The 23,340-nt window shown below is 72.7% G+C and carries 20 protein-coding genes and 4 tRNA genes; 8 read left to right on the top strand and 16 right to left on the bottom strand.

Annotated elements, in window-relative coordinates:
- From AB0F13_RS25450 to AB0F13_RS25435, 4 genes are all read left to right on the top strand, one after another.
- Positions 1-72: transfer RNA gene (locus AB0F13_RS25450), tRNA-Val, on the top strand.
- A gap of 23 nt (positions 73-95) precedes the next feature.
- Positions 96-167: transfer RNA gene (locus AB0F13_RS25445), tRNA-Val, on the top strand.
- A gap of 33 nt (positions 168-200) precedes the next feature.
- Positions 201-272, top strand: a tRNA-Val gene (locus AB0F13_RS25440).
- 23 nt (positions 273-295) lie between these two features.
- Positions 296-367 (top strand) — tRNA-Val (locus AB0F13_RS25435).
- Between the two features lie 231 nt (positions 368-598).
- On the opposite strand, the gene AB0F13_RS25430 is transcribed toward AB0F13_RS25435, so the two are convergent.
- On the bottom strand, positions 599-805 hold the full coding sequence (locus AB0F13_RS25430) for a hypothetical protein (RefSeq protein ID WP_362086698.1): 207 nt from the start codon (positions 803-805) through the stop codon (positions 599-601).
- 583 nt (positions 806-1,388) lie between these two features.
- Between AB0F13_RS25430 and AB0F13_RS25425 the strand changes: the two genes are divergently transcribed.
- Positions 1,389-2,828 (top strand): serine/threonine-protein kinase, encoded by a 1,440-nt coding sequence (locus AB0F13_RS25425; RefSeq protein ID WP_362086695.1) that lies wholly within the window; start codon positions 1,389-1,391, stop codon positions 2,826-2,828.
- Here AB0F13_RS25425 and AB0F13_RS25420 read toward each other — a convergent pair.
- From AB0F13_RS25420 to AB0F13_RS25385, 8 genes are all read right to left on the bottom strand, one after another.
- Positions 2,803-3,621, bottom strand: coding sequence for an RNA methyltransferase (locus AB0F13_RS25420; protein ID WP_362086692.1), 819 nt, complete (start codon positions 3,619-3,621; stop codon positions 2,803-2,805). The genes AB0F13_RS25425 and AB0F13_RS25420 overlap by 26 nt on opposite strands.
- 87 nt (positions 3,622-3,708) lie before the next feature.
- The gene (gene cobA / locus AB0F13_RS25415) at positions 3,709-4,941 is read right to left on the bottom strand and encodes a uroporphyrinogen-III C-methyltransferase (RefSeq protein WP_362086689.1); all 1,233 of its coding nucleotides are present in this window, start codon (positions 4,939-4,941) and stop codon (positions 3,709-3,711) included.
- A gap of 317 nt (positions 4,942-5,258) precedes the next feature.
- Complete coding sequence (cobT, locus tag AB0F13_RS25410; protein WP_362086686.1) at positions 5,259-8,786, bottom strand: nicotinate-nucleotide--dimethylbenzimidazole phosphoribosyltransferase; 3,528 nt, start codon at positions 8,784-8,786, stop codon at positions 5,259-5,261.
- A gap of 219 nt (positions 8,787-9,005) precedes the next feature.
- Positions 9,006-10,220 (bottom strand): precorrin-6y C5,15-methyltransferase (decarboxylating) subunit CbiE, encoded by a 1,215-nt coding sequence (gene cbiE, locus AB0F13_RS25405; RefSeq protein WP_362086683.1) that lies wholly within the window; start codon positions 10,218-10,220, stop codon positions 9,006-9,008.
- 109 nt (positions 10,221-10,329) lie between these two features.
- Positions 10,330-10,983, bottom strand: coding sequence for a GNAT family N-acetyltransferase (locus AB0F13_RS25400; protein ID WP_362086680.1), 654 nt, complete (start codon positions 10,981-10,983; stop codon positions 10,330-10,332).
- 163 nt (positions 10,984-11,146) lie between these two features.
- Positions 11,147-12,019 carry a MetQ/NlpA family ABC transporter substrate-binding protein gene (locus tag AB0F13_RS25395; RefSeq protein WP_362086677.1) on the bottom strand — a complete coding sequence of 291 codons (873 nt, stop codon included), beginning with the start codon at positions 12,017-12,019 and terminating at the stop codon, positions 11,147-11,149.
- A 94-nt stretch (positions 12,020-12,113) separates the two neighbouring features.
- Positions 12,114-12,872 (bottom strand): methionine ABC transporter permease, encoded by a 759-nt coding sequence (locus AB0F13_RS25390; protein ID WP_362086674.1) that lies wholly within the window; start codon positions 12,870-12,872, stop codon positions 12,114-12,116.
- Positions 12,869-13,927, bottom strand: a complete 1,059-nt coding sequence (locus tag AB0F13_RS25385; RefSeq protein WP_362086671.1) for an ATP-binding cassette domain-containing protein — start codon at positions 13,925-13,927, stop codon at positions 12,869-12,871. Before AB0F13_RS25385 ends, AB0F13_RS25390 begins: the two co-directional genes overlap by 4 nt.
- Positions 13,928-14,431: 504 nt before the next feature.
- Between AB0F13_RS25385 and AB0F13_RS25380 the strand changes: the two genes are divergently transcribed.
- Complete coding sequence (locus AB0F13_RS25380) at positions 14,432-14,791, top strand: hypothetical protein (protein WP_362086668.1); 360 nt, start codon at positions 14,432-14,434, stop codon at positions 14,789-14,791.
- A gap of 2 nt (positions 14,792-14,793) precedes the next feature.
- Positions 14,794-15,219: a hypothetical protein gene (locus tag AB0F13_RS25375; protein WP_362086665.1), complete on the top strand. Its 426-nt coding sequence runs from the start codon at positions 14,794-14,796 to the stop codon at positions 15,217-15,219.
- An 18-nt stretch (positions 15,220-15,237) separates the two neighbouring features.
- Here AB0F13_RS25375 and AB0F13_RS25370 read toward each other — a convergent pair whose 3' ends face one another.
- From AB0F13_RS25370 to AB0F13_RS25360, 3 genes are all read right to left on the bottom strand, one after another.
- A complete protein-coding gene (locus AB0F13_RS25370) occupies positions 15,238-15,750 on the bottom strand; it encodes a GNAT family N-acetyltransferase (RefSeq protein WP_362086662.1) in 513 nt (170 codons plus the stop codon).
- 48 nt (positions 15,751-15,798) lie between these two features.
- On the bottom strand, positions 15,799-16,281 hold the full coding sequence (locus tag AB0F13_RS25365; RefSeq protein WP_362086659.1) for a sigma-70 family RNA polymerase sigma factor: 483 nt from the start codon (positions 16,279-16,281) through the stop codon (positions 15,799-15,801).
- Between the two features lie 151 nt (positions 16,282-16,432).
- Complete coding sequence (locus AB0F13_RS25360; RefSeq protein ID WP_362086657.1) at positions 16,433-17,593, bottom strand: glycerophosphodiester phosphodiesterase; 1,161 nt, start codon at positions 17,591-17,593, stop codon at positions 16,433-16,435.
- Positions 17,594-17,820: 227 nt separating this feature from the next.
- On the opposite strand from AB0F13_RS25360, the gene AB0F13_RS25355 reads away from it, so the two are divergent.
- Positions 17,821-18,498 (top strand): lysophospholipid acyltransferase family protein, encoded by a 678-nt coding sequence (locus tag AB0F13_RS25355; protein ID WP_362086654.1) that lies wholly within the window; start codon positions 17,821-17,823, stop codon positions 18,496-18,498.
- A 36-nt stretch (positions 18,499-18,534) separates the two neighbouring features.
- On the opposite strand, the gene AB0F13_RS25350 is transcribed toward AB0F13_RS25355, so the two are convergent.
- The 4 genes from AB0F13_RS25350 to argH form a co-directional block, all read right to left on the bottom strand.
- Complete coding sequence (locus AB0F13_RS25350) at positions 18,535-19,365, bottom strand: alpha/beta fold hydrolase (protein WP_362086651.1); 831 nt, start codon at positions 19,363-19,365, stop codon at positions 18,535-18,537.
- 199 nt (positions 19,366-19,564) lie between these two features.
- Positions 19,565-21,121: an MFS transporter gene (locus tag AB0F13_RS25345; protein ID WP_362086649.1), complete on the bottom strand. Its 1,557-nt coding sequence runs from the start codon at positions 21,119-21,121 to the stop codon at positions 19,565-19,567.
- Positions 21,118-21,666, bottom strand: coding sequence for a helix-turn-helix domain-containing protein (locus AB0F13_RS25340; protein ID WP_362086646.1), 549 nt, complete (start codon positions 21,664-21,666; stop codon positions 21,118-21,120). The genes AB0F13_RS25345 and AB0F13_RS25340 overlap by 4 nt, the downstream gene beginning before the upstream one ends.
- Before the next feature lie 61 nt (positions 21,667-21,727).
- A complete protein-coding gene (gene argH / locus AB0F13_RS25335) occupies positions 21,728-23,176 on the bottom strand; it encodes an argininosuccinate lyase (RefSeq protein WP_362086644.1) in 1,449 nt (482 codons plus the stop codon).
- Positions 23,177-23,340 lie beyond the last annotated feature (164 nt).

The raw sequence follows: 23,340 nt of genomic DNA, 5'->3' as shown, positions 1-23,340 counted from the left end.
GGACGATTAGCTCAGCGGGAGAGCGCTTCCCTGACACGGAAGAGGTCACTGGTTCAATCCCAGTATCGTCCACCGAGGTCCTCACGGACCTTCCCGCGCGATTAGCTCAGCGGGAGAGCGCTTCCCTGACACGGAAGAGGTCACTGGTTCAATCCCAGTATCGCGCACGCTGCATCTGCGAACCGAACATGCATCATCCCGGACGATTAGCTCAGCGGGAGAGCGCTTCCCTGACACGGAAGAGGTCACTGGTTCAATCCCAGTATCGTCCACCGAGGTCCTCACGGATCTTCCCGCGCGATTAGCTCAGCGGGAGAGCGCTTCCCTGACACGGAAGAGGTCACTGGTTCAATCCCAGTATCGCGCACACCGATCGGCCGGGGGCCGGGGCTTCGAGCTCCGGCCCCCGGCCGTTTTCCGTTCCGGGCCGATGCAGGCTGTTGCAGGCCGCTCCGGGCCGATGCGGGACCCCGGGAAACGCGACGGCCGGGCACCTCCCCAGGTACCCGGCTCGTCGTGCCGTCCGCCGCACCCCCGTCCCCACGGGGTTATGACCGGTCTGCACCGGCCCGGGCCGCTCTCCCGGGCCGCAGGGCGCTCAGCGCCCCAGCATTCCGGCCACGGACGACGCCTGTGTGACGACGGCGTCCCAGCCGCCGAAGGCGACCGCGAGGAAGGCCGCCAGCGGCAGCACCATGGCCGCCGCGACAAGCGGATGGCGGGTGGAGGACGGGCGCTCACCGAAGATGTCCGTGGCCCGGTGGCCGTGCGCCCGGTGGCCCGGACGCCCCACGATGTGCGCCATCGTCCCTCTCCCTCCATATGTTCGGGAGCGGCGGGCACCTGGCCTCGGGGGACGAGTGTCGTACCCGCCGCTTGCCTTCAACACTAGGCGCGGGACCCCGGCCCGGCGTCATGCCCTCGTACCGCTTGACGGTTCTCCCGGAGGATGAGGCCGACCCCCTGCGGCTACTCCCGTGGGTGGAGGCCGGTCCCCCTGGCCTTGGGGTCTTCCCCGAGGGGAGCCGGTGACTTCGCTCACTTCCGCCCCGCCCCGGCGCACGGCCCCCGCCGCCCGCCGGGCGGCCCCCTCCGCCACCGCTTCATACGTTCGAGCCGTGCCCCGCCCCTTTCCCGCCGCCGCCCTCCGGTCACCCCCCACCTCACCAATCCCCCACCGGCTACCGCCCCTTGAAGCGCAGCTCGCGGGCAGGGGACGTGCGCGCGGCGTCCCACGACCGCGCCCCGGGCGTCGCGGCGGGCAGGGACAATCCACTCGCCGACGCATGCGCGGCCTCTGAGCGCGACCGTCCGTCAATCCGTAAGCTGTGCCACGTCAGACGCCGGGAAGCTACGTGGGGCAGCCCCACCGGAGGTAGGGGACGAAGATGACGATGATGCGGCTCCGGCGCGAGGACCCGCGTGTCGTCGGCTCGTTCCGGCTGCACCGGCGGCTGGGCGCGGGCGGCATGGGCGTGGTCTATCTCGGTTCCGACCGGCGCGGCCAGCGGGTGGCACTGAAGGTGATCCGGCCCGACCTGGCGGAGGACCAGGAGTTCCGCTCCCGCTTCGCACGCGAGGTGTCCGCCGCACGGCGGATCCGCGGCGGCTGCACGGCGCGCCTGGTGGCCGCGGACCTGGAGGCGGACCGGCCGTGGTTCGCCACGCAGTACGTGCCGGGGCCCTCGCTCCACGACAAGGTGAACGAGGAGGGGCCGCTGTCGGCGGCTCAGACCGCCTCCATCGGGGCGGCCTTGGCCGAGGGACTGCTGGCGGTGCACGACGCGGGGGTGGTCCACCGCGACCTCAAGCCGTCGAACATCCTGCTCTCCCCCAAGGGCCCCCGCATCATCGACTTCGGCATCGCCTGGGCCACCGGGGCGAGCACGCTCACGCACGTCGGCACGGCCGTCGGCTCCCCCGGCTTCCTCGCGCCCGAGCAGGTACGGGGCGCCGCCGTGACGCCCGCCACGGACGTCTTCGCCCTGGGCGCCACCCTCGCCTACGCCGCGACCGCCGACTCACCCTTCGGGCAGGGCAGTTCGGAGGTCATGCTCTACCGGGTCGTGCATGAGGAGCCGCAGCTCATGGGCGTACCGGACGCGTTGGCCCCGCTGGTGCACGCGTGTCTGGCCAAGGACCCGGAGGAGCGGCCGAGCACCCTGCAGCTGTCGCTGCGGCTGAAGGAGATCGCCGCCCGCGAGGCCCATGGCATCGGCGAGGGCCGGCCCCCGTCGCCCCGCCGTGAGCCGGACCGTCCCTCGGCGCGGCGGGCCGCGGAGTACGAACGTCAGCGCACCGAGCGCCGGCCCGGCAGCGCGCCCACGCCGCGTCCGCACGCACCGCACGGGATCCATGGCGCCCACGGCACCCATGGCCCCCACGGTTCTCATGGCCCGGGCGGGGTGGCCGCCCGGCCCGCCGGGGGCGGCGGCCGGGTGCCGGACGGGCGGCCCGTACCGCAGCGCGACGGCGGCCAGGCCGCGGGCGACCGCAATGCCGCCCGCCCCGGCAGGCGGCCGCGCCCGGCCACGCGGCGCCCGGGGCCGGACCGCAAACTGCTGCGCCAGCGGCTGATCGTCTTCGTCGTGGTGACGTTGCTGGTCGCGCTCGGCATCGCGGCCGCCCAGGGATGCCAGGGGCCCGCCCGCAGCATGGGCGAGCTGCCGGGGGGTGCCGCGGTGAGCGGGCCTGCCGGATTTGCGGCTTCGGCTGGTTTCGGCGGGGTCGCTGGTGCCAGTGGTTCCGGTGTTGCCGTCGGTACCGGTGGTGCCGTCAGTACCGGTGGCGCCGCGCACGGCCTTACGCCGTCGGGCGGCCCGTCGTGACCGCGTAGAACGCCACGGCCGCCGCCGCGCCCACGTTGAGCGAGTCCACTCCGTGGGCCATCGGGATGCGGACCCACTCGTCGGCCGCCCGCAGCGCGCGGGCCGACAGGCCGTCACCTTCCGCGCCCAGCATGAGGGCCACCCGCTCCAGCCGGTGCGGTGCCGCCTCGTCCATCGATGTGGCCTTCTCGTCCGGCGTGAGCGCCAGGATCCGGAAGCCCGCCTCCCGCACGGACTCCAGGTCGCGCGGCCAGGTCTCCAGACGCGCGTACGGGACCGAGAACACGGCGCCCATGGACACCTTCACCGACCGCCGGTACAGCGGGTCCGCGCAGTCCGGGGAGAGCAGGACCGCGTCCATGCCGAGCGCCGCCGTGCTGCGGAAGATCGCCCCGATGTTGGTGTGGTCCACGAGGCTCTCCAGCACCGCGACGCGTCGCGCGTCCCGCAGCACCTCGCCCGCCCTGGGCAGCGGCTTGCGCTGCATGGAGGCGAGCGCGCCGCGGTGGACGTGATAGCCCGTCACCCGTTCGGCCAGGTCCGGGGTCACGGTATAGACGGGAGCGGGGCTCTCCTCGATGACGTCCCGCATCACCTCGACCCACTTGGCCGTCAGCAGCATCGACCGCATGGCGTAGCCGGCCTGGCCGGCTCGCCGGATCACCTTCTCGCCCTCGGCGATGAACAGGCCCTCCGCCGGCTCCCGGCGGCGGCGCAGCTCCACGTCCGTCAGGCCGGTGTAGTCGTGCAGGCGCGGGTCGTCGGGGTCTTCGATGGTGATGAGTTCGGCCATGGGAGCTGCTGCCTCGTCCTGGTGCTGTGCGGTGCTGTGCGCTGTGCGTGTGCGGCGTGTGTCGCGGGTGGGGGGTGGGGGTCGGGCTTATTCTCCGGTCGGCTCCGGGCCCGCCTTCACCACCTCGCCGATCACGATGACCGCCGGCGGGCGTATGCCCTCCGCCTTCACCCGCTCCCCCGCCGTCGCGAGCGTCGCGTCCACGCGGCGCTGGGCGGCGGTGGTGCCTTCCTGCACCACCGCGACGGGGGTGCCGGCCGGGCGGCCGTGCCGCACGAGGGCCGCCGCGATCGCGCCGATGTTCTCGACCGACATCAGCAGCACGAGCGTGCCGCGCAGCCGCGCGAGCGCCGCCCAGTCCACGAGCGACCTGGGGTCCTCGGGCGCGACGTGGCCGCTGACCACGGTGAACTCGTGCGCGACGCCACGGTGGGTGACGGGGATTCCGGCCGCGCCCGGCACGCTGATCGAGCTGGAGATGCCCGGCACGACGGTGCACGGGATGCCGTGCTCGGCCAGCGCCTGGACCTCCTCCATGCCGCGGCCGAAGACGAACGGGTCTCCGCCCTTGAGGCGGACGACCGCCTTCCCTGCCCTGGCGTGCTCGATGAGGGCGTTGTTGATGGCCTCCTGGGCCATGAACCGGCCGTACGGGATCTTCGCCGCGTCGATCACCTCGACGTGCGGCGGCAGCTCGTCGAGGAGGTCGCGGGGGCCGAGGCGGTCGGCGATGACCACGTCCGCCTCGGCCAGCAGCCTGCGGCCGCGTACGGTGATCAGGTCCGGGTCCCCGGGGCCGCCGCCGACCAGGGCGACGCCCTTGGGGCGGTCCCGGAAGTGGGGGGCGGCCAGCGAACCGTCACGCAGACCCTCGACGATGGCGTCGCGTACGGCGGCGGAGCGGCGGGGGTCCTGGCCCGTCAGGACCGCGATCGTCACGCCCGCGCCGCGGCCGGTGGCGGGGGTCCAGGCCGAGGCCGCAGCGGCGTCGTCGCTGCGTACGGCCCAGACGCGGCGGGCCTCCGCCTCGGCGGAGGCGGCCTCGTTGGCGGCGGGGTCGTCGGTGGAGATGAGGGCGTACCAGGCGCCGTCGAGGTCGCCGTCGCGGTAGGGGCGGCGTTCCCAGCGGACCTCGCCGGCCTCGGCCATGGCCTCCACGGAAGGGGTGGCGGAGGGGGAGATGAGCAGCACGTCCGCGCCCGCGGCGATCAGGGCGGGCAGACGGCGCTGGGCGACCTGGCCGGCGCCGAGGACGACGACGCGGCGCCCGGACAGGCGCAGTCCGACGGGGTAGGCGGCGGCTTCTGCGTGCTCGGCCATGGGATGCGGCTCTCCTCGTGCGAATGCGCTGGTGGGGACACCCTAAGGTGCGGCGCGGGCCGGTGGGTGGGTCGGGGGCGGGGCGGGACGGGCCCTTCTGGGGCTGGATTATTTACGGCCCCTGTTACGTGGAGATCTCACCCGGAGAGTCGCCGCAAATAACCCTTACGCCCCTGCCAGGGCCCGTCCCGTCCCGCCCCCTCCCGCCGGTGGGCGACCACCTGCCGGTCGCGCCCCGGCCGCTGTCGTTCCGTTGCCGGGTGATCGGGCGGGCGAAACCCCACGCGCCGAAGGCGCGTGGGATCCCCCTGCGGACGTCAGGCCTTCTCGGCCACACCGGCCGCGTCGAACGTCGCCACCTCGTGCATCGCACGCGCAGCGCTCTGCACGACCGGGAGCGCCAACAGCGCGCCCGTGCCCTCGCCCAGGCGCAGGTCGAGGTCGACCAGCGGGCGCAGGCCCAGCTTGGTGAGGGCCGCGACATGGCCGGGCTCGGCGCTGCGGTGACCGGCGATGCACGCGGCCAGCGCCTCCGGCGCGATGGCGCGGGCGACGAGGGCCGCGGCTCCGGCACTGACGCCGTCGAGGATCACCGGCGTGCGCAGCGACGCGCCGCCCAGGATCAGGCCGACGAGCGCGGCGTGCTCCAGGCCGCCGACGGCGGCGAGTACGCCGATCGGGTCCTTCGGGTCCGGCTGGTGCAGCTCCAGCGCGCGGCGCACGACGTCGATCTTGCGGGCGTGCATCTCGTCGTTGATGCCGGTGCCACGGCCGGTGATCTCGGCCGGGTCGGCACCGGTGTAGACGGAGATGAGGGCGGCCGAGACGGTGGTGTTGGCAATGCCCATCTCGCCCGTGAGCAGGGCCTTGTTGCCGGCCGTGACCAGGTCGCGGGCCGTCTCGATGCCCACCTCGATGGCGTGCAGCGCCTCCTCGCGGGTCATCGCGGGGCCGGTGGTGAAGTCGGCCGTGCCGGGCCGGATCTTGCGCGGCAGCAGGCCGGGGGTGCTGGGGAGCTCCCCGGCGACGCCCACGTCGACGACGCAGACCTCGGCGCCGACCTGGTTGGCGAAGGCGTTGCACACCGCTCCGCCGCCCAGGAAGTTGGCGACCATCTGCGAGGTGACCTCCTGGGGCCACGCCGTGACGCCCTGGGCGTGCACACCGTGGTCACCCGCGAAGATCGCGACTGCCGCGGGCTCCGGGATCGGTGGCGGGCACTTGCGGGACAGTCCGCACAGCTGCGCGGAGATGATCTCCAGCATGCCGAGCGCACCGGACGGCTTGGTCATCCGCTTCTGCCGCTCCCAGGCCTCGCCGAGCGCCTTGGCGTCCAGCGGCCTGATGCCGCGCAGGGTCTCGGCCAGCAGGTCGTGCGGGTCCTCGCCGGGCAGCGCGCGGCGCCCGTACTCCTCCTCGTGCACGACCCACGACAGCGGCCGCCGCTTGGACCAGCCGGCCTGCATCAGCTCCGGCTCGTCCGGGAACTCGTCGACGTACCCGATGCACAGGTAGGCGACGGCCTCCAGGTGCTCGGGCAGGCCGAGCTCGCGAACCATCTCGCGCTCGTCGAAGAAGCTGACCCAGCCGACGCCGAGGCCTTCGGCGCGGGCGGCGAGCCAGAGGTTCTCCACGGCGAGCGCGGAGGAGTACGGCGCCATCTGGGGCTGGGTGTGCCGGCCGAGGGTGTGGCGGCCTCCCCGGGTGGGGTCGGCGGTGACGACGATGTTGACGGGCGTGTCGAGGATCGCCTCGATCTTCAGTTCCTTGAACTGCTTGGCCCGTGCCTTCGGCAGCGACTTCGCGTAGGCCTCGCGCTGCCGGACGGCCAGCTCGTGCATCGCCTGCCGCGTCTCGGCGGAGCGGATGACGACGAAGTCCCAGGGCTGCGAATGGCCCACGCTCGGCGCGGTGTGCGCCGCCTCCAGCACGCGCAGCAGCACCTCGTGCGGGATGGGGTCGGTCCGGAAGCCCTTGCGGATGTCCCGGCGCTCCCTGATCACCCGGTGCACCGCTGCCCGCTCGGCCTCGCCGTATCCGACCGCCGGGGGGCCGGCCGGCTCCGGCCGGGGCTCCGGTTCGGGTGCGGCCACGGGTGCGGCTCCGGATTCCGGTGCCGGTTCCGGGGCGGGTGCGGACTCCGCTTCGGGTGCGGGTGCCGCGTCGGGTGCGGGTGCCGCTTCCGGTGCGGGTGCCGCTTCCGGTGCCGTCTCGGGCTCCTGCGGCTCGTCCTCCTGTGCCGGCCCGGCCGGAAGGAAGTGGATGTGTGCGGCCTCCGGGGCTGCTTCCGGTGCCGGTACGGGCGTTGCTTCCGGTGCCGGTACGGGCACCTCTGCTGCCGGTACGGGCGTCGCTTCCGGCACCGGTGCCGGTTCCTGCTCGGAGGGTGCCTCCGGCATGGTCCCGGGTTCCGGGGCAGGGGGCTGCTCCGGGTACTCGACTCGCTGCGCGGGAACCGTCGGGGCCGCCTCCTCCGCCGCTGCCGGCGGCTGCTCCTCGGCGGCCGGTGCCTGCGGCTCGGGCGCGGCGGCGGTCCCGGGCGTCACCGGCTGGTCCGGAACCGGCTCGGCCGGAGCCTGCGCGGCCAGGACCGGCTCGGCGGGCACCGGGGCGTTCCCGGGTGCGGTCCCGGCAGGCGCCGGTTCCGCAGCGGTGACGGCCGGAGCGGGCGCGAACCGGTCGTCAGCTGCCGTCGGCTGCACCGCCTCAGCGGCAGGCTCCGCCGGCGCCCCGGCCACGGCCTGCTGCACGGGCGCGGCGACGTCTTCCACGGCGACGGTCTCGGGAACGGCAACCGGGGCCGGGGCCGGCGGGGGCTCCGGGACTGCCTCCTGGGCGGGTGCCGGGACCTCTTCGACGGCCGCCACCATGGGCCGGCCGGCCGCGGCGGTGTCCTCCGCGGCGACGAGCGGTGCCTCGGGCAGCTGCGTCTCCAAGGGCGCCGGCGCGTCTTCGGGGGCCTGCTGCGTGCTCAGGTTCGGTACCAGGCGGTCGACGAAGGCCTGCGCCGCGCCGGGTGCCACTGTCCCGGCCGGCTGCTGCGGCTCGACGGGCGCCGGGACCGGTTCCACGGCCGGCGCCTGCGGCTGGGGCTCGCCGGCCACCGCGCCGTCCTGGACGGGCGCGGGCTGCGGACTCTGGGCGGGTACGGCCTCCGGGCTCTGCGCGGCGTCCGTGGACACCGCGGCCGCTGACGCCGTCTCAGGCTCCGGCGCGGCCTGTGCCTCGGCGATTATTTCGTGGGCCGCCACGGGAGCGGGCGCCGTCTGCACGGCCGCGGCACCGGTGTTCTGGGGCGGCACGAAGGCCGCGGCCGTCTCTTCGGGCTCCGCGGCGTGCGGCACGTCGAGGTACTCCACGCCCGCGACCTGCGGGGCCGGCGGACGGGCCGGGGTGCCGACGGGCTGCTGGGGGGCCGCCGGGCCCCGGTCGGCGAGGGAGCGGACGACGCCGGTGGAGGGCTCGGGCACGGGCGGGCCCATGTGGAGCGGGCGGCGCGGCGGGACGGCTGCCGCGGCCGGCGGCGGGGTACGGACGCCGGTGTAGTCGAGGGAGCCCGTGTCGCGGCCACCCGTCTCGTGCGTACCGGCCTGGGGCGCGGGCTGCTCCATCCAGGCGCCCTGGGCGCCCGGCATCAGCAGGAGGTCGTCCTCGTCGGCGGCGTCGTTCTCGAGGAAGGCATACGTTGAAGGCGCCGTGGGTGCCGTGGGCGCCGCCGGGGCGGTGGGGGCCGTCGGGGTTCCGGTGTCGGCAGGGGCCGCGGCGTCCGCTGGGAGCGGATGGCCGGGCAGTGCGCCTGCGTTCTCCGGCTGTCCCTCGTCCGGGAACCGGCCGGTGTCGGTCATGCGTACCCCTCGCCCATCGGTAGTGCTCCTTCCAACCGCTCACGCCCATAGACAAGAACGAGCGTGCATGCCTCGCGGCACGTTGTGTGCCGTCCGGTGTCACCCTGCCCTGGACGCGCCAAGCGGGGGGTGCGTTCGGAGCATTGACGACTGTGGTGTCGGACACCGAGCGGCTGCGACAACGATCCGCCAGCCTACCCCGCGCCCGGTTCCCCGGGCTCAGGGGTGCGTACGACGGCCACTCAGAAGGAAGGCTACGGCGCGCTCGCGCTCCGTCCAGGCGCTTGTGTCCAACTCCACTGCTTGGAGCAGTGTGCACTCCACGGCGTAACCGCCTTCGGCGAGTGCGCGGCCGATGGCCTCGGCCCCGTCACGGGTGGCGGCGTGGGCGACGATGCGTTCGGGGCGGCGGTCGGCGCAGGCGGCGACGACGGGGGCGCCGCCGCCGCCGACGCGGACCACGTCGGGTTCGGGAAGGTCCTCGAGGAGCTGGGGGGCGGTGCCCTGGAGGACCTGGAGCAGCACGCCGTGCCGGCGGGCGGCCGCGTAGGTGCGCCGGCAGGCTTCGGGGTCGAGGTCGACAGCGATGACGGCGGCGCCGAAGCGGGCGGCCTCGACGGCGGCCGCGCCGCTGCCGCAGCCGATGTCCCAGACCAGGTCGCCCACGCGGGGGCCGAGCCGGGCCAGTTGGGCCGCGCGCAGTTCGGTGGACTCGCCTTCGCCGAGGCCGGGCCCGTACGTTCCGGGGGGCGGCGCCCAGCCGCGGTCGGCGGGCGGGGTGACGGGGTCGCGGCCGGCGATCCAGGCGCCGCCGCGGGCGGCGGGCGCGCCGGAGCCGCCGATGACGACGACGACGTTGGGGTCGCGCCAGGTGTGGTCGGCGGCGCGGTCGGAGGTGACGACGGTGACCTGTTCGCGCTCGGTGCCCAGTTCCTCGCAGATGACGAAGGTGCGGTGGACGTCCCCGAGGAGGAGGGCGAGTTCGGCGGGGCCGGCACCGGGTGAGGTGAGGACGGCGACCTTGGGGTGGGCACGGCAGACGTTGACGGCGCGTCGCAGGTCGCGGCTGTGGGCGACGACGACCTGGGCGTCGTCCCAGGGCATCGCGGCGCGCGCGAAGGCGGTGGCGACGGCGGAGACGGCCGGCACCACCTCGACCTCGAGGCCGTGTTCGGGTGCGCGCAGGGTGCGGACGACGCCGAAGAAGCCGGGATCCCCGTCGGCCAGGACCACGGCGGAGCCCCGGTGCTGGGCGATGCGGCGGGCGGCGAGGTCGACGCTGCCGAGCCGGATGCGTTCGGCGGCGGCCGGTACCTCGGGCAGGGCCAGGTGGTGCGCGGCGCCGGCCACGAGGGTGGCGGCGCCCAGGGCGGAGCGGGCCGCGTCCGTCAGCGGTGAGCCGTCCCATCCGATCACCGTGACCCGGTCGGCCATCGTCGTCAGTCTCCTGGGCTTGTCTCGGGTCGGGTCCCCGGCCGGAGGACGGGCGCGGGCAGGCTGAGCGTACCCCGGTTGGTCCGGACCGCAGCGGCGGCGGTGGGGCTCAGCGCCAGCCGGGGAAGGCTGTGTCGTAGTCGGAGTAGCCGTATCCGCCGCCCGGGTGGGTCTCGCGGACCTCGTCGAGGTCCTCGGGCAGCAGGCTCCAGATGATGAGGTCGGTGCGGGTCTCGGTCCAGCCGGCGTCCTCGGTGCGGCTACGCGCTATCCAGGCGCTGCGCAGGACGCCCTCGCTGACGCAGCCGGTCTTCTGGGCGACCTGCTGGGCGGCGGTGTTGTCGGCGGCGGTGCGCAGTTCCAGGCGCTCGAACTTCTGGTCGCGGAAGAGCCACTCGGCGACGGCGAGGACGGACTCGCAGGCGTAGCCCTCGCCGCGGGCCCAGGGGGCGGTGGCGTAGGCGGCCTCGGTGGCCAGGGTGCGCCAGTCGGTGTTGCGGAGGCGGAGGGTGCCCACGAGGCGGTGGGTGAGGAACTCGGTGACCGCAAAGACGATTCCGCGCCCGGAGGTGCGCTCCCCGGGCGCCCGGCGCAGGGCCCAGTCGCGGGCGTCGGCAGTGGTGTAGGGGTGCGGGGCGCAGGTCCAGGCCGTGATGAGCTCGTCGTTCATCATCTCGGCGAGGGCGGGGATGTCTCCGGCTTCGAACGGGCGCAGCACCAGCCGGTCCGTGCTGATGGAGATGTCCGGGAAGGTGGAAGTCATGCGCTGCTCCAACGCCGGGGCGGGTGGGCTCGGGGTGATGCGGGTCCGCTCGGGTGCACCAGCATGCAGCATCGGTGGGTGGCTGCGCCAAGCGCCAGGCCCCGCGTACGGCGGATGCGTACGCGGGGCCTGTGATCGTACGTAAGGCCGAGGTTACAAGGTGTCAGCTCTGCGGGGCACCGAAGGCGGGGATGACGGCGCCGTTGCTGAACTTGTCCTCGATGAACTTCTTGACCTCGTCGGAGTTCAGGAGCTTGGCGAGCTTGGCGATGCGGGGGTCGCCCTCGTTGCCCTTCTTGACGGCGAGGAAGTTGGCGTAGGGGTTGCCCTCGGCCTTCTCCAGGGCCAGGGAGTCCTTCGCGGGGTTCAGCTTGGCGCCGATGGCGAAGTTTCCGTTGATGACGGCGGCGTCGACGTCGGCCAGGCGCGAGGGGATCTGGGCGGCTTCGAGCTCGGTGAACCGCACGCCCTTCTTGTCCTCGATGTCGGAGAGCTTGGCGTTCGAGCCGACGCCGTCCTTCAGCTTGATGACGCCGTTGTCGGCGAGGAGCTTGAGGGCGCGGCCCTCGTTGGTGGCGTCGTTGGGCACGGCGACGGTGGAGCCGGAGCCGAGGTCGCCGACCTTCTTGTCCTTCTTGGAGTACAGGCCCAGCGGCTCGATCTCGACGTTGACGACGGGCACGATGTCCGTCTTGTTCTTCTTGTTGAAGTCGTCGAGGTACGGCTTGTGCTGGAAGAAGTTCGCGTCGACGTCACCGTTCTGCGTGGCGGTGTTGGGCAGCACGTAGTCGTTGAACTCCTTCACCTCCAGGTTCAGGCCGACGTCCTTGGCGAGCTTGTCGCGGACGAAGTTCAGGATGTCGCCGTGCGGGGTGGGGCTGGCGGCGACGACGAGCTTGGCGGCCGGGTCGGCGTCCTTGCCCTTCTTGCCCGAGCTGGAGGAGGAGGTGTCGGAGGGGGCGCTGCAGGCGCTCAGGCCGAGGGTGAGTGCGGCGGCTGCCGCGACGGCGGCGGTGAGCTTGACGGTGGTACGCACGAAGAGTGCCTCTTTCTTGTTCTCACGAGGTGTTGCCGCCCGGCAAAGGGTCCGGGCTCGTGGGTGTGGGGGGATACGGCCGCGGGCCGTGGATTCAGGAGGCCTTGGTGGGCTCCGGGGCCTCGGCGGGGGTGCGGGGCCCGGGCACCTTGGGGGCGAAGAGCCCGCGCAGGCCCACGGCGGCCGCCTGGCGGCCGCTGCGCCGGGTCAGGCGTCGTACGGCCAGGTCGCCGGCGAGCTGGACGATCGTCACGATGGCGATCAGCAGCAGGATGGTGACGTTCATCAGGCCGGTCTCGTGGCGCATGTAGCCGTAGGTGATGGCGAGGTTGCCCAGGCCGCCGCCGCCGACCGCGCCGGCCATCGCCGAGTAGCCGAGGAGGGCGATGACCGTGGTGGTCAGGCCGGCGATGAGCGAGGGCAGGGCCTGCGGGAGGAGCACCTTGAAGACGATGGTGAAGGTGCCGCCGCCCATCGACTGCGCCGCCTCTGTCAGGCCGTGGTCGACCTCGCGGACGGCCGTCTCCACCAGCCGGGCGAAGAACGGCACGGCGCCGATGACCAGGGCCACGACGGCGGCACTGGGACCGATGGAGGTGCCGACGACGAAGCGGCTGAGGGGGATCAGCCAGACGAGCAGGATGATGAAGGGCAGCGAGCGGCCGAGGTTGACGGTCACGCCGATGACCTTGTTCACCACGACGTTCTGCAGCAGGGCGCCCCGGTCGGTGAGGACCAGCAGCAGACCCAGGGGTATGCCGCCGATGACGGCCCAGACGGTGGACCACCACACCATGAAGAGGGTGTCGAGACTGGCGTCGCGCAGCAGGGGCTGCATCTCGGTCCAGGTCACTTGGCACCTTCCTTCAGGAGCGCGTCGGCGGTCACTGTCTTTTCGACGGGCGTGATGTCTGCGACGTCCACCTGAAGGCCCTGCTCGCGCAGGAAGCCGATCGGTACGACGTTCTCCTCGAAGAGGCCGGGCAGCTCGATGCGCATCCGGCCGACCTGCTTGCCGGCGACGGTGTCCATCGCGGCGCCGAGGATCGAGATGTCGATGTTGTAGGTGCGGGAGAGCTGGGAGATGACCGGCTGGGTGGCCGCCTCGCCGTGGAAGGTGACGTCGACGACGGTGCTGTCGGGGCCGGACGGCTCCCCGCCGACCGGGAAGAGCTCGGCCGCGAGCTCGGAGCCGGGGGTGGCGAGGATCTCCGAGACGGTGCCGGACTCCACGACGCGGCCGCCCTTCATCAGGGCCGCGGAGTCACAGATCGTCTTGACGACCTCCATCTCGTGGGTGATGAGGAGGACGGTCAGGCCGAGCTGCTGGTTGAGGTCGCGCAGCAGCTGGAGGATGGAGCGGGTGGTCTCCGGGTCGAGCGCGGAGGTCGACTCGTCGGAGAGCAGCACCTTGGGGTCGCCGGCCAGGGCGCGTGCGATGCCGACGCGCTGCTTCTGGCCGCCGGAGAGCTGGGCGGGGTAGGCCTTGGCCTTGTCGGCGAGGCCGACGAGGTCGAGGAGTTCGAGGGCCTTGCGGCTGCGCTCCCTGCCGGAGAGGCCGAGGATCTCGAGCGGCAGCTCGATGTTGGCCTGCACGGTGCGCGAGGAGAGCAGGTTGAAGTGCTGGAAGACCATGCCGATGTGGCTGCGGGCCTTGCGCAGTGCCGCGTTCGCCCGTGGGCTCCGGCCGGCGAGGGCGGTGAGGTCCTGGCCGGCGACGGTGACCGTGCCGGAGCTGGGGCGCTCCAGGAGGTTCACGCACCGGATGAGGGTCGACTTGCCGGCGCCGCTCTGGCCGACGACGCCGTACACCTCGCCCTCTCGGACGTGCAGATCGACGCCGTCGAGGGCGGTGACCTCGCGGCCGCGTGAGCGGTAGACCTTTGTCAGGCCCGTAGTGGTGATCACAGGGGGTTTCCGTCACTGTCGAGTGCGCGGCAGCGGTGCTGCCGGGCACGGGCATGCATTGCGGAACGCGGCATGGGAGCCCCTGCGGGCGCGGAAGGGCGCGGCCGGGGGTCCTGGTGGCGCGGGGGCGGTGGTCCGAATCCGGCGGCGGTGGCCGGGCGCGGGGTCCACGGGGTCTCGCTTCGGGGCGCGAGGCTACAGACGGGGGCCCTCAGCAGTCACACATTCGACACATGCAACGAGCAGCACCGGGCGTCGTCATCGCCTCGGTCGCAAGAGTGCGGGTGCTCGTCGTGGTCATGCGGGCAAGTAAAACAGAAGTGCGTGCGAATCGGCCAAGCCTGTCCGAATGCCGGACGCTCGTGATCACTAAGTGGACACTCGCCCGGTCCGCCTCCGGCAGGTGCCCCCCGGGGTCGCGCGCGGCGGGCCTTCACCGGGCGATTAAAGTCGTCCCATGCCTGTCAAGCCCCCTCCGCACGCCCGCGCCGTCCGGGAGTCACGGTGATCGGCGCGCTGACGCTCGCGGCCGGTCTGGCCGCCCTCGCGCTCGCCGCCTGGTGCGGTTTCGCCTTCTCCCGCGACCAGCCCACCAAGGACTGGCACTTCATCGCCATGGCCGTGGTGACGGTGCTGGTGCTGGTGCAGCTGGTCATCGGCGTGGTGCGGCTGGCCGGCGGTGACAAGCCCGCGCAGGGCACGGCGATCTTCGTGGCGTATCTGCTCGGGGCCGCGGCCGCGGTACCGGCGGCGGGCTTCATGTCGCTGGCCGAGCGGACCCGCTGGGGCTCGGCCACCGTGGCGGCGGGCGCCGTGATCCTGGCCGTGCTCGAGGTACGGCTCTACGACATCTGGGGAGGCTGACCGTGTCGGAACCCACGACGACCGGCAAGGAGTCCGGGGGCGCGTTCGACCTCGGCCAGGGGCCGGGCCGGCTGCTGGTGTGGCTGTACGGGGTGTTCACCGTCGCGGCGGCCTCCCGCTCTGTCGTCCAGATGATCCTGGACTTCGGCCGGGCGCCGCTCGCCTACGTCCTGTCGGCCGCCGCCGCGCTGGTGTACGCGTTCATCACCTACTCCCTGGTGCGCGGCGGCGAGTCGGCCCGCAGGGCGGCGCTGGTGTGCTGCGCCGCCGAGCTGGCCGGCGTCCTGATCGTGGGCACCTGGACGCTCGCCGAGCCGTCCGCCTTCCCCGACGCGACGGTCTGGTCGGACTACGGCATGGGCTACCTCTTCATCCCCGTGATCCTGCCCGTGACGGCCATGTTCTGGCTGCGCCGGGCCGACCGCTGACGGAGCGGGCGCAGGGGCTCAGGCGCTCGCCACGAAGGCGGGTGCCGCGGCGGGGACGGCCTCCTTCTCCAGGGTGACCAGGGTCAGCGCGCGCGTGACCGGTTCGGTGCCGGTCCGCTCGTAGCCCCGGTTGCGGTACAGGCGCAGGCTGACCTCGCTGCGCTGGCCGGTGACGAGGCGGTACCGCTTGGCGGACCACTCCCCCGCCAGCCGCTCCTCGATCGTGGCGAGCAGCCGCCCGCCCAGACCGTGCCGCCGCATCCGCGGATGCACGATGAGCCCGGTGATCAGGGCCGTTCCCTCGCCGTCGACGGTTGCGCGCACGGAGGCGACGACCTCCTCGCCGAGCCGGGCCACGAGCACGCAGCCACCGCCCAGTTCGGCGCGCAGGTCGTCGAGGGTCTGCGTGAGGGGCTCGATGGAGTAGTCGCCGTAGAGCTCGGCCTCGCTCTGGTAGCAGAGGTACTGGAGTTTGAGGATCTGCTCGGCATCGGTCCCGGCCGCGGCCGAGATGGTCACACTCATGCCCATGTGCGCATGCCTCCCCTTGTGGGTTGCCTATCGCTCCTTTCCCCCGGGTCAAGGAGCCGCAATCTCTGCCATGAGCATTCTGCGCAGGCATCCCAGGCAACGGGAACGTACGGGTCCCAAGGATCCCTGTGACATTCCCAACTTCCCTGCGATTTCCCGGTAGGTCGGGTCATTGCCGGAGAGCAGGGCCGCCAGCAGCCGGGGGCAGCGGCCGGGCAGGCGGCGTACGGCCGCGCGGAGTTCGCGGCCCGCTTCGGCGGCCATGACCGCCTGTTCGACTCCGGGCGCCGGGTCGGCGACCGGTCCGTACGGCACCTCGCGCCGGGCCCGGCGCCGGGCGGTGCGGGCCTCGGCGCGTACGGCCGCTCGTAACCGGGCCGCGGACACTGCGGCACCGCCGTCGCCGAGCAGCCGTACCCAGACATCCTGTTCGAGGTCGGCGGCGTCGAGTCCGCCGGCCGCGGCGGCTTCGGCGGCGCACTCGGCCTTGAGCAGGGGGCCGAGGCGGGTCAGGAGATCACTCTGGGTCATGCGAGCGGGGACGTCACGCCGGGCGCGCCGGTTTCCGGGTGACCCGGCAATCACCCGTACGGGTCCGCAGCGGGTGCCCAGGCCCCGCCCTTTCGCCACCTGTCCGGGCTCCGCCCCGGACCCCGGTCCTCGAACGCCGGACGGGCTGAGGTCAGCCCTTGCGGAACGCGTCCCGGGCCAGGGCCGCCGTGTCGGGGTTGTCCGAGAAGATGCCGTCGATGCCGGTCGCGAAGTACGCCTTGAACGCCGCGAACGCGTCACCGTAGGCGTTCGGGTCGCTGCCGCGCCGGAAGTCCGCGGGCAGGAAGCTGTTCTCGTTGCGCATCGTGTACGGGTGCAGGATCAGCCCGGCGGCGTGCGCGTCGCGCACCAGCGTGGTGGGCTCGGTGAGCCTGTCGTCCTTGTCCCGGGGGATGATCTGGTTCACCCACGGGCCTATGCCCTGGGCGAACCCCGACACCCACGTCAGGCCCTTGGGGGTGATGAGGTCGGCGACCGTGCGCGGGTCGTTCGCCTCGACGAAGTCCCAGGGGCGGGTCGGGAGGTCGTCCAGCAGCAGGACCTTCGGGCAGCCGACGCCCAGCCTGTTCAGCCGCTGGAGGCTGCTCGGCTCGAAGGACTGCACGAAGGTGCAGCCGTCACGGCCGGCGCGCCCGTAGCGGCGCAGCAGCTTGGCCAGGCGCTCCTCCAGGCCGAGGCCGGCCTTGCGGAAGTAGGTGGGGTGCTTGGTCTCGACGTGCAGCCAGATGCGGCGCCCGCGCTTGCGGCCCTGGTCCTCGGCCCACTTGAGGACCTCTTCGAAGGTGGGGACCTGCCAGTGGCCGTCGTAGAGGGTGTTGTGCTGGCGGGTACCGGGGATGCGCTCCTTGGCGCGCAGCGTCTTCAGCTCGGCGAGGGTGAAGTCCTCGGTGAACCAGCCGGTGTGCTTCTCCCCGTCCACGGTTTTGGTGGTCTTGCGGGAGGCGAATTCGGGGTGGGAGGCGACGTCGGTGGTGGCCGTGATGTCGTTCTCGTGACGGCACACGAGGTGTCCGTCCTTGGTCGGCACGACGTCCTGCTCGATGACGTCCGCACCGTTGGCCAGCGCGTACTCGTAGGAGCCGAAGGTGTGCTCGGGCCGGTAGCCGCAGGCGCCGCGGTGGCCGACGACGGTGGGTACGGGCAGGTCCTTGTACGAACCGCCGTGGCCTCCCGCCGCCTTGTCCGTCGCCGCCACCGCCGGGGCCGCCCCGCCCAGGGCGACCGCCCCCGCGCCAAGGGCCGCGGCGGCCCCCAGCACCGTGCGCCTGCCGGGCCGCTGCTCCTGCTGCATGAACTCTCCTCGCGTTGTGTTGCGCTGGCCGGGCGATCGTATGCACGTACGACTTCGCTGTCGAAGAACGGAGGGCGAACGGAGTGAAAAGTCACGTCAACACTGTGTTTCGACTCGGTCAACCCCACGTGCGCCGGGGTAGTACCCACGAGTATCGTCAGCGACCGCGCTGTGCCCGCCCTGCCCGGGCACCGTGCCTGCCCCGAACACCACGACCGGAGGGTCCGTTGTCCCGCATCTTGCTCAAGGCGTTCCTCGGATTGCTCATGCGCGTCCTGTACCGCCCGAAGGTGGAGGGGGCCGAGCACATCGCGGACAGCGGGCCTGTGATCCTCGCCGGGAACCACACCACGTTCATCGACTCACTGTTCCTGGCCCTGGTCGTCAAGCGTCAGGTGTTCTTCATCGGCAAGGACGAGTACGTCACGGGCAAGGGCCTCAAGGGCCGGCTGATGGCGTGGTTCTTCGGCTCCTCCGGCATGATCCCGGTCGACCGGGACGGCGGCAACGGCGGTGTGGCCGCGCTGATGACCGGCCGCCGGGTGCTGGAGGAGGGCAAGGTCTTCGGCATCTACCCGGAGGGCACCCGCTCCCCCGACGGCCGTCTCTACCGGGGCCGTACCGGCATCGCCCGCCTCACGCTGATGACGGGCGCGCCGGTGGTGCCGTTCGCGATGATCGGCACCGAGAAGGTCCAGCCGAAGGGCAAGGGCCTGCCGCGCATCGCGCCGGTGACGGTGCGGTTCGGCGAGCCGCTGGACTTCTCGCGCTACGAGGGCATGGACCGTGACCGCTATGTTCTGCGTGCCGTCACCGACGAGGTGATGAGCGAGGTGATGCGTCTGTCGGGCCAGGAGTACGTGGACATGTACGCCACCAAGGCCCGGGCGGCCAAGGCCGCCTGACCTCCTGCGCACCACCGGCCCCGGGTTCGCCCGGGCTCACGCCCCGCCGATGCACCGCGGCTGAAAGCCCGGGTCGGCGGGGCCCTTGCGTTCCAGGGCGTTCAGCACCCACTGGGCGACGACCGGGTCCTTGGTGGCCTGGTCGTGCATGAAGAGGTCGAGCGGGCACTTGTCCTGGAGCACCACGTTGGTCAGGTGCCCGGCCGGGCCGGTCAGCAGGGCGCTGGTGTACGGGACGACGACCTCGTCGTACCGGGTGGTGAGGACCGTGTAGTCCGGGCCGGCCGGGGTCTCGTCGCCCTCGTTGAGCTTCTTCAACAGGCCCGAGCCGACCTGCTGGTCCACGCAGGACGGGCAGACGGTCCAGCCCGCGGCGATCGCGAGCGGGTTCTTCGTGCCGTGGTTGGAGGGGACGATGCCCACGAGGTCGTCGACCTTCTGCGCGCCGCCGAGGAACTTCACGTAGTAGCGCGGCATCATGCCGCCCTGGCTGTGACCGACGATGTCGACCTTCTCGGCGCCCGTCGCGCCCCGCACGGCCTCGACGAAGTCGCGCAGCTCGGCAGCCGCCTGCGGGATCGGGTCGGTCTCCAGGTGCCCGTAGTTGAAGGCGAAGACGCAGTAGCCCGACTCCTTGAGCTTCGGGGAGAGCCTGGACCAGTTCTCGGCCATCAGCTTGAAGGTGCCGTTGACCAGCACGACCGGCTGCGGGTGCGCGGAGTCCGGCTTGCAGGACCAGTCGTTGGCGCCCTTGGGCGGGATGTCCAGGGGTGAGGCGGAGGCCGGGGACGCGGCGAGTCCCATGACGCTCAGGGCGGCGGTGGCCGCGGCGGCGACCAGGAACCGGGCGGTGGTGCGCAGACGCATGTGGGGGATTCCTTTGAACACGGCGTCCGGCTGCGGACGCCCTCGTCCGAATCTCGTTCGACAATGTCGACCGGTGGACGTGATGTTCTCCGGCACGTAACAACCCCGTCAAGAGGGTTACCCGTCGGTATACGTCACACGGGCCGGGGCTTGTCACCCCCGGCCCGTGTGCGGTTTGCTCATTCGAGCCGCACCCGGCTCAGCCGCCGTACCCCTCCTCCAGCCGCTGTCCGCGCAGCATGAACCAGGCGGCGGCCGCGGTCACCAGCAGCACTACGGCCCCGGCGCCGGAGGCGATCCGCAGCCCCTCCACGAAGGAGTCCTGCGCCGAGCCCAGCAGCGCCGCGCCCGTGTCGGCCGGCAGGGCGCCCGCCGACTCGACGGCACCGCCCAGCGACTCCCTGGCCTCCGTCGCCTGCGCCACCGGCACGCCCGGGGGAACGGCGAAGCCACGGTAGACGCCGGTGACGATCGAGCCGAGCAGCGCGATACCGAGCGCCGCCCCCAGCTCGTAGGCCGTCTCCGAGACCGCGGCGGCCGCGCCCGCCTGTTCCTTGGGCACGCTGGAGAGGATCACGTCGGCGGTGACGGTGAAGGAGAAGCCCGCCCCGACGCCGACGACCAGCAGCACCGCGCCGAGCACGGGGTAGGCGGTGCCGGGCTCCAGCCGGATGAGCACCGCCAGGGAGAGGCCGATCGCCGCGAGCCCGCCCGCCACCACCGACCGCACGGACCAGCGCCGGGCGGCCTGCCCCGCGAGCAGACCGGCCGTCACCGCGCCGACGGCCGCGGGCAGTTCGGCGAGCCCCGCCTCCAGAGGGCTGCGGTCCTGCACCAGCTGAAGGAACTGGGAGAGGAAGAAGACCATCCCCGACAGCCCCAGAACGGTCAGCAGGTCGGCCATGACCGCAGCCGAGAAGCCGCGGTGGTGAAAGAGCCTCATGTTCAGCAGCGGCGACGGGAGCGTGAGCTGGCGCCGTACGAACCACAGCAGTGCCAGCGCCCCGGCCGCCGCGACCAGGGCGACCGGCCACGTCAGGCCGTGCGTGGCACCCTCCTTGACTGCGTAGACGACCGCCACGATGCCGGCCATCGACAGGATGACGCTGAGCAGGTCCCACGGCCCCGGCGCGGGGTCGCGGGACTCGGGCAGCAGCTTGATGCCGACGAGGACGAGCACGGCCATGACCGGCAGGTTGATCAGGAAGACCGAGCCCCACCAGAAGTTCTCCAGCAGGAAGCCGCCCACGACCGGGCCCACGGCGGCACCGGCGGAGGCCATGGCGCCCCAGATGCCGATGGCCAGGCTGCGCTCCCTGGGGTCGTGGAAGAGGTTGCGGATGAGGGCGAGGGTGGACGGCATCAGCGTCGCGCCCGCCACGCCGAGCAGCGCCCGGGCGGCGATCATCATCTCGGGACTGGTCGCGTAGGCGTTGAACACCGACACCGCGCCGAAGGCCACCGAGCCGGTCAGCAGCAGCCGCTTGCGGCCGATGCGGTCGCCGAGGCTGCCCATCGAGACGAGCAGACCGGCGATGACGAAGGAGTAGATGTCGCCGATCCACAGCAGCTGGGTGCCGGAGGGCCGCAGGTCCTCGCTGAGGAAGGGCGTCGCCAGGCCCAGCACGGTGGCGTCGACGGCGACGAGCAGGACGGCCAGGGCGAGGACGGCCAGCGCGAGCCAGCGCCCCGGGCGCGGCGCCTCCTCCGTGGGTGCGGGCGCGCCGGGCGGCGGGGGGCTGGTCCTGCTGGTCACCGGTCCGCCCTCCGCTGCGCGCCGCCGAGCAACAGCTCGGAGACCATGCGGGTGAGGTCCTTTGCGGCCACCCGCCCATCGTGCACGGCCCAGGCCCCCGAGGCGATCAGCCCGTACAGCGCGTCGGTGAGCCAGGCGGGTGACAGGTCGATGCGGAAGGCCCCTTCCTGCTGTCCGCGCACGAAGAGCGCGTGCACGCGGGCGTCGAGGCGGTTCCACCCCTCGTCGATCTCGCCCTCGAAGAGCTGGTTCTCGCAGTAGAGGAAGGACAGGATGCCGGCGACCGGCTCGGCGTGGGCGATCAGGCGTCGCAGGGCCCCGGCCGCGTCGCCCTCGTCCGTCCGGGCCTCGTCCAGGGCCCGCTCGAACTGCTCGATGCCGAGCTGTTCGAGGGCGCGGACGAGCGCGTCGCGGCCGGCGAAGTGGCGGTGGAGGGTGGCGCGGCTGATGCCGGCGGCCTTGGCTATCTCGTCCAGGGAGGCGGTGGACTTGCGGGTGAGCAGGGCCGCGGCTGCTCTCAGTACACGTTCACGGTCGAGGCTCATGAGACGACGATAACCCGAATGAGACGTTGATGTCTCATTCGGGTCGTCGATGTGTCTGCGCTCAGCCGCGCCGGGCGTCCGCCCACTGCCGCTGAAGGATCAGGTCCGCCTTGACCTCCTGCAGCTGCACGGCCACGGCCGACGGGGCCGTGCCGCCACGGCCGCTGCGCGAGGCGAGCGCGCCGGGGACGTCGAGGACCGTGCGGACCTCGGGGGTCAGGTGCGGGGAGATCTTCCGGAACTGCTCGTCGGACAGCTCGTCCAGCTCGATGCCGTGCGACTCGCACTCCTTGACGCACTCCCCCGCGACCTCGTGCGCCACCCGGAAGGGCACGCCCTGCTTGACCAGCCACTCGGCGATGTCGGTGGCCAGCGAGAAACCGGCGGGGGCCAGCTCCTCCATCCGCTCACGGTGGACGGTCAGGGTCGCCATCATCCCGGTGAAGGCCGGAAGCAGGACCTCCAGCTGGTCGCAGGAGTCGAAGACCGGCTCCTTGTCCTCCTGCAGGTCACGGTTGTACGCCAGCGGCAGGGCCTTGAGGGTGGCCATCAGCCCGGTGAGATTGCCGATCAGCCGGCCCGACTTTCCGCGCGCCAGCTCGGCGATGTCGGGGTTCTTCTTCTGCGGCATGATCGAGGAACCGGTGGAGAAGGCGTCGTGGAGCGTCACGAAGGAGAACTCCTTCGTGTTCCAGATGATGACCTCCTCGGCGATCCGCGACAGGTCCACGCCGATCATCGCCGTGATGAAGGCGAACTCCGCGACGAAGTCGCGCGAGGCGGTGCCGTCGATGGAGTTCCCCGCCGAGCCGCGCTCGAAGCCGAGGTCGGCGGCGACCGCCTCCGGGTCCAGCCCGAGCGAGGACCCGGCCAGCGCGCCCGAGCCGTACGGCGAGACCGCCGTGCGCTGGTCCCACTGCCGCAGCCGCTCCGCGTCCCGCGAGAGGGCCTGCACATGCGCGAGCACATGATGGGCGAACAGAACGGGCTGGGCGTGCTGCAGGTGCGTACGGCCCGGCATGGCCACGTCCGGGTGCGCCTCGGCGAGGCCCACGAGCGCCTCCTGGAGGTCGGCGATCAGAGCGCCGATGATCCGCGCGTGATCACGCAGGTACATCCGGAACAGCGTGGCGACCTGGTCGTTGCGGGACCGCCCCGCGCGCAGCTTGCCGCCGAGGTCGGGGCCGAGCCGCTCCAGCAGGCCGCGTTCGAGGGCGGTGTGCACGTCCTCGTCGGCGATGGTGCCCACGAACGTGCCCGCCGCGACATCGGCCTCCAGCAGTCCGAGACCCTCGGTCATCCGCTGCAGCTCGCCGTCCGTGAGGAGCCCCGCCTTGTGGAGCACGCGCGCGTGCGCGCGGGAGCCGGCGATGTCGTAGGGGGCGAGCCGCCAGTCGAAGTGGACGGAGGCGGAGAGCTTGGCAAGGGCCTCGGCCGGCCCGTCCGCGAACCGGCCGCCCCACAGCCGTACGTCGCCGCCTGCGGCCGGGATCCCCGAACCCGTGGTCATCGTGCTGCTCCTTCGCGTGGCATGAGTGGCGTGGCGCCGGGCTCGGCGCGGCGCCTGCCGTCTGCCCGCCCGGGCGGGCCGGGCGCCGGCGGGGGGTCGTGCGAGGGCGCGGCGTAACTGCTGACAACTGACACGACATCGCACCCACACTGAAAAACTTAAAA

It is taken from the genome of Streptomyces sp. NPDC026206 (assembly GCF_040638465.1).
GTDB lineage: Bacteria > Actinomycetota > Actinomycetes > Streptomycetales > Streptomycetaceae > Streptomyces.
This window is presented reverse-complemented; position numbering and strand designations above follow the sequence as displayed.

Coding starts and splice junctions, on each gene's coding strand:
- AB0F13_RS25430 (WP_362086698.1), bottom strand. CDS start 805: ATGGCGCACATCGTGGGGCGTCCGGGCCACCGGGCGCACGGCCACCGG.
- AB0F13_RS25425 (WP_362086695.1), top strand. CDS start 1,389: ATGACGATGATGCGGCTCCGGCGCGAGGACCCGCGTGTCGTCGGCTCG.
- AB0F13_RS25420 (WP_362086692.1), bottom strand. CDS start 3,621: ATGGCCGAACTCATCACCATCGAAGACCCCGACGACCCGCGCCTGCAC.
- cobA (WP_362086689.1), bottom strand. CDS start 4,941: ATGGCCGAGCACGCAGAAGCCGCCGCCTACCCCGTCGGACTGCGCCTG.
- cobT (WP_362086686.1), bottom strand. CDS start 8,786: ATGACCGACACCGGCCGGTTCCCGGACGAGGGACAGCCGGAGAACGCA.
- cbiE (WP_362086683.1), bottom strand. CDS start 10,220: ATGGCCGACCGGGTCACGGTGATCGGATGGGACGGCTCACCGCTGACG.
- AB0F13_RS25400 (WP_362086680.1), bottom strand. CDS start 10,983: ATGACTTCCACCTTCCCGGACATCTCCATCAGCACGGACCGGCTGGTG.
- AB0F13_RS25370 (WP_362086662.1), bottom strand. CDS start 15,750: ATGGGCATGAGTGTGACCATCTCGGCCGCGGCCGGGACCGATGCCGAG.
- AB0F13_RS25365 (WP_362086659.1), bottom strand. CDS start 16,281: ATGACCCAGAGTGATCTCCTGACCCGCCTCGGCCCCCTGCTCAAGGCC.
- AB0F13_RS25360 (WP_362086657.1), bottom strand. CDS start 17,593: ATGCAGCAGGAGCAGCGGCCCGGCAGGCGCACGGTGCTGGGGGCCGCC.
- AB0F13_RS25350 (WP_362086651.1), bottom strand. CDS start 19,365: ATGCGTCTGCGCACCACCGCCCGGTTCCTGGTCGCCGCCGCGGCCACC.
- AB0F13_RS25340 (WP_362086646.1), bottom strand. CDS start 21,666: ATGAGCCTCGACCGTGAACGTGTACTGAGAGCAGCCGCGGCCCTGCTC.
- argH (WP_362086644.1), bottom strand. CDS start 23,176: ATGACCACGGGTTCGGGGATCCCGGCCGCAGGCGGCGACGTACGGCTG.